Source organism: Burkholderia cepacia GG4 (assembly GCF_000292915.1).
Taxonomy (GTDB): Bacteria; Pseudomonadota; Gammaproteobacteria; order Burkholderiales; family Burkholderiaceae; genus Burkholderia; species Burkholderia cepacia_D.
Window position 1 is genome coordinate 302,216 of the sequence record NC_018514.1, and the last position, 16,763, is coordinate 318,978.

13 protein-coding genes are annotated in these 16,763 nt (G+C 68.6%); 7 read left to right on the plus strand and 6 right to left on the minus strand.

Going from position 1 to position 16,763, the window contains the following annotated elements:
• Nucleotides 1-20: 20 nt before the first annotated feature.
• Both GEM_RS17170 and GEM_RS17175 read right to left on the minus strand, forming a co-directional pair.
• Entirely contained in the window at nucleotides 21-1,808 is a 1,788-nt protein-coding gene (locus GEM_RS17170; RefSeq protein ID WP_014898628.1) for an SDR family oxidoreductase, read from the minus strand.
• A 45-nt stretch (nucleotides 1,809-1,853) separates the two neighbouring features.
• Nucleotides 1,854-2,753 (minus strand): M24 family metallopeptidase, encoded by a 900-nt coding sequence (locus tag GEM_RS17175; RefSeq protein WP_014898629.1) that lies wholly within the window; start codon nucleotides 2,751-2,753, stop codon nucleotides 1,854-1,856.
• A gap of 429 nt (nucleotides 2,754-3,182) precedes the next feature.
• Between GEM_RS17175 and GEM_RS17180 the strand changes: the two genes are divergently transcribed.
• On the plus strand, nucleotides 3,183-4,460 hold the full coding sequence (locus tag GEM_RS17180; RefSeq protein ID WP_014898631.1) for a haloacid dehalogenase-like hydrolase: 1,278 nt from the start codon (nucleotides 3,183-3,185) through the stop codon (nucleotides 4,458-4,460).
• 80 nt (nucleotides 4,461-4,540) lie between these two features.
• Here the strand turns inward: GEM_RS17180 and GEM_RS17185 are convergent, their stop codons facing one another.
• From GEM_RS17185 to GEM_RS17195, 3 genes are all read right to left on the minus strand, one after another.
• Complete coding sequence (locus GEM_RS17185) at nucleotides 4,541-5,314, minus strand: slipin family protein (RefSeq protein WP_014898632.1); 774 nt, start codon at nucleotides 5,312-5,314, stop codon at nucleotides 4,541-4,543.
• A complete protein-coding gene (locus tag GEM_RS17190; protein WP_014898633.1) occupies nucleotides 5,311-6,873 on the minus strand; it encodes an NfeD family protein in 1,563 nt (520 codons plus the stop codon). The genes GEM_RS17185 and GEM_RS17190 overlap by 4 nt, the downstream gene beginning before the upstream one ends.
• Nucleotides 6,874-6,994: 121 nt before the next feature.
• Nucleotides 6,995-8,029, minus strand: a complete 1,035-nt coding sequence (locus GEM_RS17195) for an AraC family transcriptional regulator (RefSeq protein WP_014898634.1) — start codon at nucleotides 8,027-8,029, stop codon at nucleotides 6,995-6,997.
• Nucleotides 8,030-8,166: 137 nt separating this feature from the next.
• Between GEM_RS17195 and GEM_RS17200 the strand changes: the two genes are divergently transcribed.
• The 6 genes from GEM_RS17200 (at nucleotide 8,167) to GEM_RS17225 (ending at nucleotide 15,682) form a co-directional block, all read left to right on the plus strand.
• Nucleotides 8,167-9,300, plus strand: coding sequence for an acyl-CoA dehydrogenase family protein (locus GEM_RS17200; RefSeq protein WP_014898635.1), 1,134 nt, complete (start codon nucleotides 8,167-8,169; stop codon nucleotides 9,298-9,300).
• A gap of 191 nt (nucleotides 9,301-9,491) precedes the next feature.
• Nucleotides 9,492-11,198, plus strand: a complete 1,707-nt coding sequence (locus GEM_RS17205; RefSeq protein ID WP_014898636.1) for an AMP-binding protein — start codon at nucleotides 9,492-9,494, stop codon at nucleotides 11,196-11,198.
• A gap of 109 nt (nucleotides 11,199-11,307) precedes the next feature.
• On the plus strand, nucleotides 11,308-12,837 hold the full coding sequence (locus tag GEM_RS17210; protein WP_014898637.1) for a CoA-acylating methylmalonate-semialdehyde dehydrogenase: 1,530 nt from the start codon (nucleotides 11,308-11,310) through the stop codon (nucleotides 12,835-12,837).
• An 18-nt stretch (nucleotides 12,838-12,855) separates the two neighbouring features.
• Nucleotides 12,856-13,758, plus strand: a complete 903-nt coding sequence (gene mmsB / locus GEM_RS17215) for a 3-hydroxyisobutyrate dehydrogenase (RefSeq protein WP_014898638.1) — start codon at nucleotides 12,856-12,858, stop codon at nucleotides 13,756-13,758.
• Entirely contained in the window at nucleotides 13,755-14,546 is a 792-nt protein-coding gene (locus GEM_RS17220) for an enoyl-CoA hydratase (RefSeq protein WP_014898639.1), read from the plus strand. The genes mmsB and GEM_RS17220 overlap by 4 nt, the downstream gene beginning before the upstream one ends.
• A complete protein-coding gene (locus GEM_RS17225) occupies nucleotides 14,543-15,682 on the plus strand; it encodes an enoyl-CoA hydratase/isomerase family protein (protein WP_014898640.1) in 1,140 nt (379 codons plus the stop codon). Before GEM_RS17220 ends, GEM_RS17225 begins: the two co-directional genes overlap by 4 nt.
• Before the next feature lie 91 nt (nucleotides 15,683-15,773).
• Here the strand turns inward: GEM_RS17225 and GEM_RS17230 are convergent, their stop codons facing one another.
• Complete coding sequence (locus tag GEM_RS17230; protein ID WP_014898641.1) at nucleotides 15,774-16,679, minus strand: LysR family transcriptional regulator; 906 nt, start codon at nucleotides 16,677-16,679, stop codon at nucleotides 15,774-15,776.
• Nucleotides 16,680-16,763: the final 84 nt, after the last annotated feature.

Genomic DNA, 16,763 nt, shown 5'->3' on the forward strand with positions numbered 1-16,763 from the left:
GTGTGCGGCGTCATGCGCCGTCAATGCGATGCCATGCTGACGCGGGCGATCATCCGGCCGAGCCACGGCATGAAGCGGCCGACGAAGCGCATCGCGTGCGCCTCGCCGCCGACCGCGACGACGGGGCGGTTGCGCAGCACGCCGTCGACCATCGCCTGCGCGACGGTTTCGGGCTTCAGGCCGCGCATCTGGTACAGCTTCGTCGCGCGCTTGCGCAGCCGCGCTTCATCCTGTGCGTTGGCGCCCGCGTATTGCGTCGACGCCATGATTCCGGTCTCCGCGAAACCCGGGCATACGGCCGTCACGCGGATGCCTTTCTCCGCGAGTTCCGCGCGCATGCATTCGCTGAGCATCAGCACGGCGGCCTTCGTCGTCGCATACGCGGGCAGGTCGCGCGACGGCCCGAACGCGGCAGCCGACGCGGTGTTGACGATGTGCCCGCCCGTGCCGCGCGCGGCCATCTGCTGCGCGAACAGCCGCGAGCCGTGGATCACGCCCCACAGGTTCACGTGCAGGATGCGCTCCCAATGCCGCGCGCTCGTGTCGAGGATGCCGCCGGCCATGCCGATGCCCGCGTTGTTGATCACGATGTCCGCGCCGCCGAGTTCGCTGCCGACCCACGTCGCGAGGGCTTCCATCTCGTCGGCGGACCCGACGTCCACGCGTTTCGCGTGCGCCTGCGCGCCGGTCAGCCCGAGCAGCAGCGCGGTGCGTTCGGCGCTCGCGAGATCGATGTCGCACGCGACGACCGTCGCGCCTTCGCGGGCGAACGCGAGCGCCGCGCAGCGGCCGATGCCGCTGCCCGCACCGGTGACGACCGCGACCTTGCCGCTGAAGCGGCCGCTCGTGGCGCGGCGGCGCGCGTTCGCGAGCGCGGGCGGTTCGTTGCCCGATTCGACTGCGTCGATCAACTGTCCTGCGAGATCCGCGAAGCGCGCGGGATCGGCGAGCGGCAGCCAGTGGCCGGCCGCGACTTCGCGACGGTAGTACTGCGGCACCCAGCGCGACAGGTTCTCGGACAGCGCGGGGCTCACGTACTTGTCGCCGAGCGGCACGATCGTCTGCACCGGAGCATGCGCGTAGCGCTCGCGCGGCGCGAACAGGCAGCGGATGAAGTTCGCGCGATAGAGGCGCACGCCGCGCGCGCCGTCGTCGGCTTGCGTCGGGCGCGGCGTGGCCGGCGTCTTCTCGAGCCGGCGCAGCAGGCGCGGCCACGCGCGGCCGAGCCACAGTCGCCAGCCGAGCTCGGGGATGAACGGCAGGTGGAACAGGTACACGTACCACGACCGCACGAGCTGGCCGCCGAGCTTGGCGAGCGATGCGGGTGTCGGGCGCAGCACGCGTTCGCGCAGCCAGAAGCCGACGTGGTCGAGGCACGGCCCCGAGCACGACGTATACGACGCGATGCGGCCCGCGAGGCGCGGATTGGTGACGAATTCCCAGCCCTGGATCGAGCCCCAGTCGTGCGCGATCAGATGCACGGCGCGGCCGGGGCAGAGCGCGTCGATCACCGCGACGAAATCGTCGGTCAGCTTCGCGAGGTGATAGTCGGCCGTGCGCTTCGGCACGCCGGACAGGCCCGCGCCGCGCACGTCGTACGCGATCACGTAGTGCTTGCGCGCGAGCAGCGGCGCGACGTGCTGCCAGACGCTGCTGTCGTCGGGATAACCGTGCACGAGCACGACCGGCGAACGGGCCGGGTCGCCCCAGGTCTTGACCGCGAGCGTCAGGTCGCCGGAGGTGACCGCCGTTTCGCTATGAACCGATTCGAACAGGGCCAGCGGCGCTTCGTCGGAAAGAGGCTGCATCGTGAGTCCGTCGTTCAGGGAGTCGGGAGGGAAGGCGCGTGCGCGTCAGGCGGCGGCCGGCACGGTCGCGACGGCCTGCGCACGCTCGGCCTGGCGGCGCTGCCAGCGGCGCACGTGCGGCAGGTCTTCGTCGAGCCAGTACGCGTCGTCTTCGGTGATCACGAGCAGTTCCTCGAATTTCGCGCCGACGCCAGCGAAGCCGAGATGCGGCTCGACGGCCCACAGGCCCGGCACCGGCGCATGCTCGGAGCGCCGGTCGATCGACCACAGCGGCGACCAGCCCTGCTGCTTCGCCGCGCGGCCCTGGTCGAGCAGCAGGTTGCGCGTCGCGTTCAGCCCGAAGCGCGCGACGAAGCGCGGCTTCGACAGCTTGTGGATCTTCGCGACGCGATGCGCGAGCACCTTGAACGGATAAGCCTTGTGGCGCGGCTCGACGCCCTGGCGGCGGCACAGCGCGTCGACTTCCTGCGCGACCTCGGCCATCGGCCGGCGCGCCTTCACGAGCCGCACGATCAGGTCGCGGTGGTCCATCAGGTCGTCCTGCAGCTGTTCGAGGATCGGGTTCTCGCCGAGGCAGTGCGCGTAGCCGACGTCCGCGACGATCCCGTTCAGCACCGGCGCGACGTCGAGGATCACGGGCATGTCGGTCTCGAGCTGGCGGTTGCTCGGGAAGAACGCGAGGTTGAAGCCGCCCAGGTGCTTCAGGCCGGAGAAGCCCTCGAACGCGGTGCGGTCGCCGAACCACGCGAACGGCTTGTGCAGCCAGTCGTGCACGCCGTTGTCCTGCAGCCATTCGGTCAGGAGGCGCGCGGCTTCCTTCTCGGTGATGCCGGGGTAGAGCATCGCGCCGACGGTTTCGACACAGCGGTAGGCAAGCTGCTGGACCGCGCGGAATTGCGGCAGCTCGTCGAGGTGGACTTCCGGCAGCGGGTGATGGTCGGCCATGGAGCGTCTCCGTTGGGGCGCTGATCCGGAACGCGCCCGCCGGCGTCGCCGTCACGGGTTATTCAGTCAGCATTTAATGTGTCATTGAATGATGTAACGATCATAGACGGTTACGCGCGCCGGGAAGTGAGGATTTGTCCTAATGGAAGGGGGAAATGGAGGGGAGCCTCTAGGTTTCCGGACGATGTCGGGAGCGGGCTCGTTGCCGGCCCGGATCGCCGTGTCCGGTCATCTTGCGGCGCCCGGCATGTCGCGCCGGGTCAACTCGCCGTCGCGCCACGGCGTGACGCTGTCAAATTGCCGAAATAATTTCGTCACATCATTCGCCCCCAATTCGAAGCCGCCCCGGCTTCGCTGCGGCGATGAGCCGCCGGTGCGCTGCACGGGGCAGTGACCGAAGCCGATTCGACATTTCCACGGAGAGAGACCATGCAACGCCGCCAGTTCATGAACACCCTTGCCGCGGCGACCGCTGCGACGTCGCTGATGCTCAAGGCCGGCACCGCCGACGCAAGGAGCGCGACCGCGCCGGACGCGCTGGACCCGGGCCGCTGGTCGCCGTTCAACGCCGCGCGCCTGCAGGCGGTGCTCGACCAGCATGGCGTCGCGAGCGCACGGTACGACTCAAAGCGTCGCCCGTACGCGGTGTTCGACTGGGACAACACGTGCATCATGAACGACTGCGAAGAGGCGTTGCTGATGTACCAGATCAACCATCTTCAGTACAAGCTGACGCCGGACGAATTCGTCGCAGTGATGTGGAAGGACGTGCCGAAAGGCGCGTTCATGAAGGACTACACGACCGTCGACGGCAAGCCGGTGACGATGGAGGATCTCGCCGCCGACGTCGAATCCGACTACCGCTGGCTCTACGCGAACTACCAGGGTTTCGGCGGCAGCAAGAGCCTCGACGAGATTCGCGAGACCGACCAGTTCAAGGATTTCCGCGCGAAGCTGTACTTCATGTACGACGCGATCTGCGACACGCACCCGCTCGAAGTCGGCTACAAGTGGATCATCTACTTCTACAAGAACATGACGACGGCCGAGCTGCAGGCGATGGCGGAAGCGTCGGACAACTACGGGATCGGCGACGCGCTGCGCAAGGTCCGCTACGAAAGCCCGAAGACGCTGCCGGGCAAGGCCGGCGTGGTGGCCGACACGCATTTCCACGGCATTCGCATCCATGAGGAAATCCGCGCGGTGATGCACACGCTGCGTGCGAACGGCATCGACGTGTACGTGAGCACTGCGTCGCTCGACGATGTCGTGCGCGTGTTCGCCGGCAACCCGAACTACGGCTACGGCGTGCCGCCGGAGAACGTGATCGGCCTGCGCCTCGACATGCGGGACGGCAAGTACACGAGCACCTATCCGGCCGGCTGGCATTTCAACTGGGGGCCCGGCAAGACCGTGGGCATCCGCAACGTGCTCGAATCGAAGAAGGGCTACGGCCCGCTGCTGGTGTTCGGCGACAGCGACGGCGACGCGTGGATGCTGCGCGACTTCAAGGACACCGCGGCGGGCGTGATCGTCAACCGGATGAAGAAGGGCGAGATCGGCGCGGACAGCAAGCTCGCAGCCGAGCAGATCGGCAAACCGGACGCGCGCTTCCTGCTGCAGGGCCGCGACGAGCACACGGGCCTGATGATCCCGGACGAGAAGTCGATCAAGTACGGCAAGACCGAGCGCAAGCTGCTTGCGTGACGTGTGCCGGATGCCGGGCCGTTGCGACCCGGCATCCGGCGGGGCGACGGCAGCTCCGCGCAGGCCGGAACACGCACGTGTCAGCGCTCGCGCGGCATGCCCAGCCGCTCCAGCAACGCTCCCAGCAGATCGACCGGCAGCGGAAACACGATCGTCGAGTTCTTGTCCGCCGCGATCGTCGTCAGCGTCTGCAAATAGCGCAGCTGCATCGCCTGCGGTTGCAGCGCAAGCCGCTGCGCAGCCTGCAGCAGCTTCTCCGACGCCTGCAGTTCGCCTTCCGCGTGAATCACCTTCGCGCGCCGCTCGCGTTCGGCCTCGGCCTGCCGCGCGATCGCGCGGATCATCGTCTCGTTCAGGTCGACGTGCTTGATCTCGACCGTCGATACCTTGATCCCCCACGCGTCGGTCTGCGCGTCGAGCGTCTTCTGGATATCCGCGTTCAGCTGCTCGCGCTCGGCGAGCAGCGCGTCGAGTTCGTGCTTGCCGAGCACCGCGCGCAGCGTCGTCTGCGCGAGCTGGCTCGTCGCCTCGAAGAAGCGCGCGACCTGGATCACGGCCTTCTCCGGATCGACGACGCGGAAATACACGACCGCGTTGACCTTCACCGACACGTTGTCGCGCGTGATCACGTCCTGCGGCGGCACGTCGAACACGACGGTGCGCAGGTCGATCCGCACGACCTGCTGGACGATCGGGATGATCAGCACGAGCCCCGGCCCCTTCACTTTCCAGAACCGGCCGAGCATGAACACGACGCCGCGCTCGTACTCGCGGAAGATGCGGATCGACGACGCGACGAGCACCACGACGAAGACGATCAGGACACTGCTGAAGCCGAACGTGTAGCCGATCATGAAGGCTCTCCTTGATGTTGTTCTTGCGCCGGCAAGTCGTAGAGCGGTGCGACGGTGAGCAGCAGCCCGTGGCGGCCGGTGACGCGCACGCGGCAGCCCGCGGCGAGCGGCGCGTTGCTGGCCACGCGCCAGCGTTCGCCGTGTACGCGCGCCCAGCCGGCGGCGGACGGCGCGGCACCCGCCGCGCCATGCGGCTGGTCGGTGCGCAGGCCGTCGTCGAGCACCTCGCCGATGCTGCCGACCATTGCCTCGGCGCCCGTTACGACCGGGCGGCGCCGTGCGCGCAGCGCGACGCTCGACACGCCCGCGACGAGCAGCCCGCCGCCGAGCGCCAGGCTCGCGATCACGGGCCATGGAATCCCGTAGCCGGGCACGTCGGTGTCGATCAGCATCAGCGCGCCGATCGTGAACGACATGATCCCGCCGAAGCCGAGCACGCCGAAGGTCGGCAGGAATGCCTCGGCGACGAGGCAGCCGAGGCCGAGCAGCACGAGGCCGAGGCCCGCATAGCTGATCGGCAGCAGCTGCATTGCGAACAGCCCGACCAGCAGGCAGATCGTGCCGGCGACGCCCGGCAGCACGAAGCCGGGGTTCGCGAACTCGAAGAAGAGGCCGTAGATGCCGATCGTCAGCAGGATCAGCGCGACGTTCGGATCGGCGATGATCAACAGGAAGCGGCTGCGCCAGTCGGGTTCGACCACGACGAGCGGCGCATGCGCGGTCGCGAGCCGCACCGTGCCGGCGGTGGTCGTCGCGCTGCGGCCGTCGAGCTGGCGCGCGAGATCGGCCGGATCCTGCGCGATCAGATCGACCACATGCTGCGCGCGCGCCTCGCTGGCCGACAGGCTGACGGCTTCGCGCACCGCGCGCTCGGCCCACTCGGCATTGCGCCCGCGTAACTGCGCGAGGCCGCGGATATAGGCCGACGCGTCCTGCATCGCCTTGCGGATCTCGGTCGATTGCGTGTCGGTCGGCAGCGCGGCCGGCGACGCGCCCGAGGCACCCGACGCTCCCGGTGTCCCGGCCGCAGGCGGCCTTGGTGCTGCGGGGTTCGCGCCCGGCGGCGCGGCGCCGCCGACGCCGATCTGCACGGGCGACGCCGCGCCGAGATTGGTGCCGGGCGCCATCGCCGCGAAGTGGCTCGCATAGACGATGTAGGTGCCCGCGCTCGCGGCCCGTGCGCCGCCCGGCGCGACGAACGCGGCGACCGGCACCGGCGAGCCGAGGATCGTCTTGATGATCTGCCGCATCGATGTATCGAGGCCGCCGGGCGTGTCGAGTTGCAGGATCGCGAGCGGCGCGTGCTCGCGGGCGGCACGGTCGAGCGAGCGCACGATGAAATCGGCGCTGGCCGGGCCGATCGCGCCGTTGATCGGGATCACGATGACCGGGCGAGCGGCAGCGGGCGCGTCGACAGGAGGCGGTGCGGCGACTGCGGCGCACACGACGAGCAGCGCCGCGAACAGCGCGGCGCGTGCGACCCGCGCGGACAGCGGGTGACGGGGGCGGCCGTCGGGCGCGGCAGGCGCCGGCGGCGGCTCATGACGGTGAAAGCGCATCGGGGCGTCCGGGCGGCGCGCGGCCGCACGCCACCCGGCTCGCGGAAAGGGCGTTGGCCCGATATTTGAAGATTAGGCGGTTTCGGCGGAAAGCGCGAAGGCGGGGCCACCGGCCGCCGACTCAGCCTGCGCCGCCGCCTCGCGCGAGCGCTTCTTCCCGGTACTCGGCCGGGCTGCGTCCGCTCCACTTGCGAAACGCGCGGTAGAACGCGCTCGGTTCCGCGAAACCGGCGGCGGCGGCGACGTCGGCGATCGTTCGCGACGGATCGGCCAGCGCCTCGAACGCGAGATCGCGCCGCAGCGTGTCCTTGATCGACTGGTACGCGTGGCCTTCCTGGTGCAGCTTGCGGCGCAGCGTCGCCTCCGCCACGTGCAGCCGCGTGGCCATCCCGCCCGCGCTTGGCCATGCGGCGGGCGGCATCCCGCGCAGCACCGTGCGCACGCGTTGCGCGAGCGCGTTCGGGTTACGGTACTTGACGATGAAGCTGGCCGGCGCGTTGCGCAGGAACGCCTTCAGCGTCTTCGCGTTCTGCACGATCGGCAGCGTCGCGAATTCGGGATCGAAATCGACATACGAATCGGGCTGGTTGAACCGCATGTCGTCGCACAGCATCGACGGGTATTCGTGGTCGGTCGGCGGCGTGTCGCAGCGGAAGCTCGCGTGCAGCAGCGGAATGCGGCGCCCGATCAGCCAGCAGGTGAGCCCGTACACGATGATGAAATAGGTCGCGTACGTGAACATCGCCGGCGCCGCGGCGCTGTTGCGGTGCACGAAGCGCAGCCGCACGCGCTGCGGATTGGCGTCGAGCTCCGCGTGCAGGTCGTCGAGCACGCAGTGCAGGAAATTCACCGCGCGCGCCATCGCGTGCAGCCCGTCTTGCGCGGACAGCGCGGCCTGGCTCATCGCGATGAAGCTGCCGCTGCGCATCGGGTGGCGATCCTGCCCGAAAAACTCGTCGTCGAGCGCGCGCGCAATGGCATTCCACAACGCGCCGTATTGCTGCGCGGACACCCGCGCGCGCGGCTGCGCGAGCAGCGCGGGCGCGATGCCGGCCTGCGCGAGCAGCGGCTCGGCCGCGACGCCGCGCCGGGTGGCGAGCGCGACGCTGTATGCGACGAGGCTGATCGCGACGGTTCCCTTGTCTTCCTGCTTCATCGACGCCGCCGGTATGGCAAAAACGCTCAGTGTAAATGAGCGGCGCGAGCATCGAACAGTCGCGCGTGCTTGCCTACACTTGTTGCATCGAAACGGAAGGTCGGTCGCGGCACGCGGCCGCGGGAGACAGCAGCGCCATGGACGAGCTTTACACCGAAGACCAGCGGATGATCCGCGACGCCGCGCGCGCTTTTGCGACCGAGGTGCTGGCACCGAACGCCGCGCAGTGGGACCACGACGCGCACCTGCCCGACGAGGTCGTCGCGCAGATCGGCGAACTTGGCCTGCTCGGGATGATCGTGCCGCAGGAACTGGGCGGCGCGTATACCGATTACGTCGCCTATGCGCTGGCCATGGAGGAGATCGCCGCCGGCGACGCCGCGTGCGCGACGATGATGAGCGTGCACAACTCGGTCGGCTGCGGGCCGATCCTCGGGTTCGGCACGCCGGCGCAGAAGGATCGCTGGCTGGCGGAAATGGCGGCGGGCCGCGTCATCGGCGCGTTCTGCCTGACCGAGCCGCAGGCCGGCTCGGAGGCGAACAACCTGCGCACGCGGGCGGAACTGCGCGACGGCAAGTGGGTGCTGAACGGCGCGAAGCAGTTCGTGACCAACGGGCAGCGCGCGGGCGTCGCGATCGTTTTTGCCATGACCGATCCGGAAGCCGGCAAGCGCGGCATCTCCGCGTTCCTGGTGCCGACCGACACACCGGGGTTCATCGTCGGCAAGCCCGAGAAGAAGATGGGCATCCGCGCATCGGACACGTGCCCGATCACGTTGGAGAACTGCGCGATTCCGGAAGAAAACCTGCTCGGCAATCGCGGCGAAGGGTTGAAGATTGCGCTGTCGAACCTGGAAGGCGGGCGGATCGGCATCGCCGCGCAGGCGCTCGGCATCGCGCGCGCCGCGTTCGACAAGGCGCGCCGCTATGCGGGCGAGCGCGTGCAGTTCGGCAAGCCGATCGCCGAGCACCAGGCGATCCAGCAAAAGCTCGCCGACATGGCCACGCAGATCAACGCGGCACGCCTGCTCGTGCATCACGCGGCGAAGCTGCGCACGGCCGGGCTGCCGTGCCTGTCGGAGGCGTCGCAGGCGAAGCTGTTCGCGTCCGAGATGGCCGAGCGCGTGTGTTCGGATGCGATCCAGATCCACGGCGGCTACGGCTACCTGGTCGATTACGAAGTCGAGCGTCACTATCGCGACGCGCGCATCACGCAGATCTACGAGGGCACCAGCGAAGTGCAGCGGATGGTGATCGCGCGCCAGCTTTGAGTCGCGGCGCGCGCTCCAGCGGTAACCACGCAAACAGACAAGCAGGAAAGAAGCAAGGCACGAGGGCAGCGCGGCAAACGCGGCACGCAACGACGTGACCGTGCGCCGCGACCACGCGGAACCGGGCATGCGCTGCAGCGCATGCACCGCTTGACCGCCAGGCATGGAGACTGGAGACAGGAGACGACACGATGACGGTACAGGCATTCCTGGACGCACGCGACTTTCTGCTGCGCCATCGCACCGACTACGAAACCGCCTACCGCGATTTCGAATGGCCGGTGCTCGATGCGTTCAACTGGGCACTCGACTACTTCGACCCGATGGCGCGCGGCAACGACAAGCCCGCGCTATGGATCGTCGATGCGGCAACCGGCACGGGCGACCCGTATTCGTTTGCGCAGATGTCCGAGCGCTCGTCGCGGATCGCAAACTGGCTGCGCGGTATCGGCGTCGTGCGCGGCGACCGGATCCTGCTGATGCTGCCGAACCGTGTCGAGCTGTGGGACGCGATGCTCGCCGCGATGAAGCTCGGCGCGATCGTGCTGCCTGCGACCACGCAGTTGTCGGCCGACGACGTGCGCGATCGCGTGCAGATCGGCGGCGCCAAATATGCGATCGTCGACGAGAACGAAACCGCGAAATTCGAGCAGGCCGACCTCGGCCTCGAACACAAGATCGTTGCCGGCTCACCGCGCGCCGGCTGGCTCGCGATGAACGACGGCTACGCCGCGAGCGCCGCGTTCGAGCCGGATGCCGTCACGCACGCGAACGATCCGATGCTGCTGTACTTCACGTCGGGCACGACGTCGAAGCCGAAGCTCGTCGAGCATACGCACCGCACCTATCCGGTCGGGCACCTGTCGACCATGTACTGGGTCGGCCTGCAGCCGGGCGACATCCACTGGAACATCAGCTCGCCGGGCTGGGCGAAGCATGCATGGAGCTGCTTCTTCGCGCCGTGGAATGCGCAGGCGTGCGTGTTTGCGTTCAACTACACGCGCTTCGAGCCGAAGGTCGTGCTCGACGCGCTCGTCAAATACCAGGTGACCACGCTGTGCGCACCGCCGACCGTGTGGCGCATGCTCGTGCAGCAGCCGCTCGCGTCGTTCGACGTGAAGCTGCGCGAGATCGTCGGCGCGGGCGAGCCGCTGAATCCCGAGATCATCGAGCGCGTGAAGAAGGCGTGGGGCATCGCGATTCGCGACGGCTACGGCCAGACCGAGACCACCTGCCTGATCGGCAACTCGCCGGGCCAGCCGGTCGTCGCGGGCTCGATGGGGCGGCCGCTGCCCGGCTACCGGATCGCGCTGCTCGACCCGGACGGCGTGCCCGTCAGCGAAGGTGAAGTCGCGCTGCCGATCGGCCCCGACGTGACGCGCCCGGTCGGCCTGATGAACGGCTACGCGAACAATCCAGACGCGACGGCCTACGCGATGCGCGACGGCCATTACCGCACGTCCGACATCGCGATGCGCGGCGACGACGGCTACTACGTGTACATCGGCCGCGCGGACGACGTGTTCAAGTCGTCCGACTACCGGCTCAGCCCGTTCGAACTGGAAAGCGTGCTGATCGAGCATCCGGCGATCGCGGAAGCGGCCGTCGTGCCGAGCCCGGACCCGGTGCGGCTGTCGGTGCCGAAGACCTTCATCACGCTGCGCCAGGGCTACGAGGAAAGCCCGGCGCTCGCGCTGGAGATCTTCCGCTTCTCGCGCGAGAAGCTCGCGCCGTACAAGCGCATTCGCCGCCTGCAGTTCGCGGAACTGCCGAAGACCATCTCGGGGAAGATCCGCCGCGTCGAGCTGCGCCGCCGCGAGATCGAGCGCGGCGACGACGCGAGTGCGCGGATGCCCGGCGAATACTGGGAAGAAGATTTCGCCGCGGAACTGAAATGACCGGCCGCGGGCCGCGCGCGCCGCATGCCGCGGCGGTCGCCCGCAACCTGATTGAACCGGCCGCGCGACGCCATGGCGCTACGCGGCCCACTGCAAGGAGAATGCATCGATGAACGCGAATCCGACGCCCCAGACGGGGCAAGACGTGCCGACGGTCAAGCTGCTGATCGACGGCGCCTTCGTCGAGTCCACCACGAGCGAGTGGCGCGACATCGTCAACCCGGCGACGCAGCAGGTCCTCGCGCGCGTGCCGTTCGCGACCGTCGCGGAAGTCGACGCGGCCGTGCAGGCCGCGCACGCCGCGTATGCGACATGGAAGAACACGCCGATCGCCGCGCGCATGCGCATCATGCTGAAGTTCCAGGATCTGGTGCGCTCGAACCTGCAGCGCATCGCGAAGACGCTGACGGCCGAGCAGGGCAAGACGCTGCCGGACGCCGAAGGCGACATCTTCCGCGGCCTCGAAGTGGTCGAGCATGCGTGCTCGGTCGGCACGCTGCAGCTCGGCGAATTCGCTGAAAACGTCGCGGGCGGCGTCGACACCTACACGCTGCGCCAGCCGCTCGGCGTGTGCGCGGGCATCACGCCCTTCAACTTCCCCGCGATGATTCCGCTGTGGATGTTCCCGATGGCGATCGTATGCGGCAATACGTTCGTGCTGAAGCCGTCGGAGCAGGACCCGATGTCGACGATGGAACTCGTCGAGCTGGCGATCGAAGCCGGCGTGCCGAAGGGCGTGCTGAACGTCGTGCATGGCGGCAAGGAAGTCGTCGACGCGATCTGCACGCATCCGCTCGTGAAGGCGATCTCGTTCGTTGGCTCGACGGCCGTCGGCACGCACGTGTACCACCTCGGCAGCCAGCACGGCAAGCGCGTGCAGTCGATGATGGGCGCGAAGAACCACGCGATCGTGCTGCCCGACGCGAACCGCGAGCAGGCGATCAACGCGCTGGTCGGCGCGGGCTTCGGCGCGGCCGGCCAGCGCTGCATGGCGACCTCCGTCGCGGTGCTGGTCGGCAGCGCGCGCGACTGGCTGCCGGACATCGTCGCGAAAGCGAAGGCGCTGAAGGTCAACGCGGGTTCGGAAGCGGGCACCGACGTCGGGCCGGTCGTGTCGCGCGGTGCGAAGGCACGCATCCTGTCGCTGATCGAAGCCGGCACCAAGGAAGGCGCGAAGCTCGAACTCGACGGCCGCGACGTGAAGGTTGCCGGCTTCGAGGAAGGCAACTTCATCGGGCCGACGATTTTCTCGGGCGTGAAGCCCGACATGACGGTCTATACGCATGAAATCTTCGGGCCGGTGCTGGTCGTGATGGAAGCCGACACGCTCGACGACGCGATCGCGCTCGTCAACGCGAACCCGATGGGCAACGGCGTGGGCATCTTCACGCAGAGCGGCGCGGCGGCACGCAAGTTCCAGAGCGAGATCGACGTCGGCCAGGTCGGCATCAACATCCCGATTCCGGTGCCGGTGCCGTTCTTCAGCTTCACCGGTTCGCGCGGCTCGAAGCTCGGCGATCTCGGCCCGTACGGCAAGCAGGTCGTGCAGTTCTACACGCAGACCAAGACGGTCACCGCGCGCTGGTTCGACGACGACGCGACGGCCGGCCCGGTGAATACGACGATCCGGCTGCATTGAGCCGCGGAGGACACGAACATGAAGATCGGTTTTATCGGACTGGGCCACATGGGTGCGCCGATGGCGCTGAACCTGCTGAAGGCCGGCCATGAAGTGCATGCATTCGACCTGAGCACCGATGCATTGCGCGCGCTGCAGGACGCCGGCGCGCAGGTGGCCGGCTCGCCGCGCGACGCGGCGGCAGGCGCGACCTTCGTGATCACGATGCTGCCGGCCGCGCCGCACGTGCGCTCGGTGCTCGCCGGCGAGAACGGCGTGCTGGCCGGCCTCGGCGCCGGCGCGACCGTGATCGATTCGAGCACGATCGACCCGGCGAGCGCGCAGGCGTTCGGTGCGCTCGTGCGCGAGCACGGCGGCGCGTTCGTCGATGCGCCGGTGTCGGGCGGCACCGGCGGGGCGGCGGCCGGCACGCTGACCTTCATGGTCGGCGGCAGCGATGCCGATTTCGAGCGCGTGAAGCCCGTGCTCGCCGGCATGGGCAAGAACATCGTCCACTGCGGCGCGACGGGGATGGGGCAGGTCGCGAAGGTCTGCAACAACCTCGTGCTCGGCATCTCGATGGCGGCCGTGTCCGAGGCGATGTCGCTCGGCGTCGCGCTCGGCATCGATCCGAAGGTGCTGGCGGGCATCGTCAACACGTCGACGGGGCGCTGCTGGAGCTCGGACACCTACAACCCGTATCCGGGCGTGATCGACACTGCGCCGTCGTCGCGCGGCTACAGCGGCGGCTTCGGCACCGACCTGATGCTGAAGGATCTCGGCCTCGCGAACGATGCTGCGAAGCAGGCGCGCCAACCCGTCTATCTCGGCGCGCTCGCGCAGCAGCTGTACCAGACGATGAGCAGTCGCGGCGACGGGCAACTCGATTTCTCGGCGGTGATCCGCCTGTACCAACCGGCAACGAAGAAGGACGCCTCATGATCGAACTGGACTACGTCGACGACGGCGCGATCGCGTGCGCGACGCTCAAGCGTCCGCCCGCGAACGCCTTTACTGCCGACGGGCTGCAGCAACTGCAGGAAACCGTTGCCGCACTGAATGCGAACCCGCGCGTGCGCGCGCTGGTGATCACCGGCGACGGCCCGAAGTTCTTCAGCGCGGGCGCCGACCTGAACACGTTCGCCGACGGCGACCGCGCGGTCGCGCGCGCGATGGCCGCGCGTTTCGGCGCGGCGTTCGAGGCGCTGCATGACGCGCGCGTCGTGACGATCGCGGCCATCAACGGTTATGCGATGGGCGGCGGCCTCGAATGCGCGCTCGCGTGCGACCTGCGGATTGCCGAGACGCACGCGCAGATGGCGCTGCCCGAGCCGTCGGTCGGCCTGCTGCCGTGCGGGCTCGGCACGCAGACGCTGCCCTGGCTCGTCGGCGAAGGCTGGGCGAAGAAGATCATCCTGGCCGGCACGCGCGTCGATGCGGCCACCGCACTGCGGATCGGCCTCGTCGAGGACGTGGTCGATAGCGGCGCGGCACGCGATGCGGCGCTGGCGCTCGCGCGCAACGTCGCGCGGCAGAGCCCGCACGCGGTTGCATACAGCAAGGAACTGATCGGCCTCGCGCGCCGCGGCGTGCCGCGCAGCGCGGCGCTCGCGATCGAGCGCGAACGCTTCGTCGACCTGTTCGACACGAACGATCCGCGCGAAGGCGTGGCCGCGTTTCTCGGCAAGCGCGCGCCGCAATGGCACACCGATGGAGAGCCGCAACGATGAGCACGCCGGTGACGACTCATGACAGCTTCGCGCAACCCGCGCCGGAGGTGCTGTTCCGCGTGGTGAACCGCGTCGCGCTGATCACGCTGAACCGGCCGGCCGCGCTGAACGCGCTGTCCTATCCGATGATCGGCGAGCTGGCCGCGCTCCTCGAGCGCTGCCGCCACGACGACCAGATCGTCGCGGTCGTGCTGCGCGGCGCGGGCGAGAAGGGCTTCTGCGCGGGCGGCGACGTGCGTGCGCTGTACAAGATGGTCGCGCAGCGCGAGACCTGGCTGCCGTTCTTCGTCGACGAATACCGGCTCGACTACGCGATCCACACGTTCCCGAAGCCGGTGGTCGCGCTGATGGACGGTGTGACGATGGGTGGTGGAATGGGGCTCGCGCAAGGCGCGGCGCTGCGCGTCGCCACCGAGCGCAGCAAGATCGCGATGCCCGAGACGCGCATCGGCCTCGTGCCCGACGTCGGCGCGACGCATTTCCTGGCGCGCATGCCGGTCGAGCTCGAGCTGTACGTGGGGCTGACGGGCGCGATGCTGTCGGGCGCCGATGCGCTGACCGCAAAGCTCGCGGACCTGTGCGTGCCGTCGTCGTGGCTCGATACGTTCGAGACGCGGATCGAAAGCGTCAAGTGGGACGGCGACGTGTTGCCGGCGCTGCGCAAGGTGTTCGAGCCGCCGTGCAACGTCGTGCCGCATGCGGCGCTCGACAGCCAGATGGCGTGGATCGTTCGTCACTTCGACAAGCGCTCGACCGTCGAGCGGATCGTCGCGACACTGAAGCAGGATCTGGCGCGTGACGAGCTGGTGCGCGAGCACCGTCAATGGCTGCAGGCGACGCTCGATGCGCTCTCAGGCCATTCGCCGACGATGCTGTGCGTGACGCGCGAAGCGCTGCTGCGCGGCCGGCAGATGACGCTCGCCGAATCGTTCCGGATGGAGCTCGGCATCGTTGCGCGCGCAATCGAGGAGGGCGATTTCTGCGAAGGCGTGCGTGCGCATCTCGTCGACAAGGATCGCAAGCCGCGCTGGGCACCCGCGTCGCTCGTCGAGCTGCGTGCCGAGCGCGTGCGGCATTTCCTGACGTCGCCGTGGAAGCTGTTCGCGCATCCGCTCGTCGATCTCGGCGCGGTGTGACGTAACGTGACGTGACGTGACGTGACGTGACGACCCGACGCGCTCGTGCGGCGCGTCGGTTGCAACGCATTTCGTTTCTTCTCTTTTGCGCTCAGCGCTCGATCATCGGCGGCACCGCCTGCACGAGCGCGTCGATCACGCAGCGCGTCTTGCGCGGCAGATAGCGGGTTTTCGGCCAGATCGCGTGAATGTCGCCTTCGCATACGAAGCAGCGGTCGAGCACGACGGTCATCTCGCCGCGCTTTACGTAGTGATCGAGCAGCCAGCTTGGCAGCCACGCGATCCCGAACCCCGACGCGCCGGCCGCCGCGATCGCCTGCACGTCGTCGAAACTGAGCTGATGCGGCATGTCGACGCGCACCGTCGAGCCGTCCGGCGCGCGCAGGTCCCACGGTTGCGTCACGCCCGAGCGTGAATACGCGATCGTCCGGTGGTTCCTCAGATCGTCGAGCGATTGCGGCATCCCGTAGCGCGCGAGATACGACGGCGACGCGCCGAGGCTCCCGTATTGCGTGCCGAGCCGTCGCACCGCGAGGCTCGTGCTGTCCGCGAGCGGGCCGATCCGCACCGCGAGGTCGATCCCTTCCTCGACGAGATCCACGAAACGGTCGGTGATCGACACGTCGATCCGCAGGTGCGGATAGGTGCGTGCGAGATCGAGCACGATCGGCGTCACGCAGTGGTGCCCGAACGCGAGCGGCACGCTGAGCCGCAGCTTGCCGCGTGCTTCGTGGCGGCCGCAATCGAGATCGGCTTCCGCCGCTTCCAGTTCCGCCAGCGCGCGCACGCAGCGGTCGTAGTACGCCTGGCCGTCGTCGGTCAGGCTCTGGCTGCGCGTCGTGCGCTGCAGTAGCCGCGCGCCGAGCCGTTTCTCGAGCCGCGCGATCGCCTTGCCGACCGCCGAGCGCGTCATGTCGAGCCGCTCCGCGGCAAGCGCGAAGCTGCCGGATTCCACCACCTGGACGAAGGTCGTCACGCCGTCGAGTCTGTCGGTCATAGCGGGATGCGCTAATTGCGTCCTGTCATTCCCCAGTGCGGAGAAATGGACGCGTCAATGGGGAGAAGGATTCTCACTATAGTA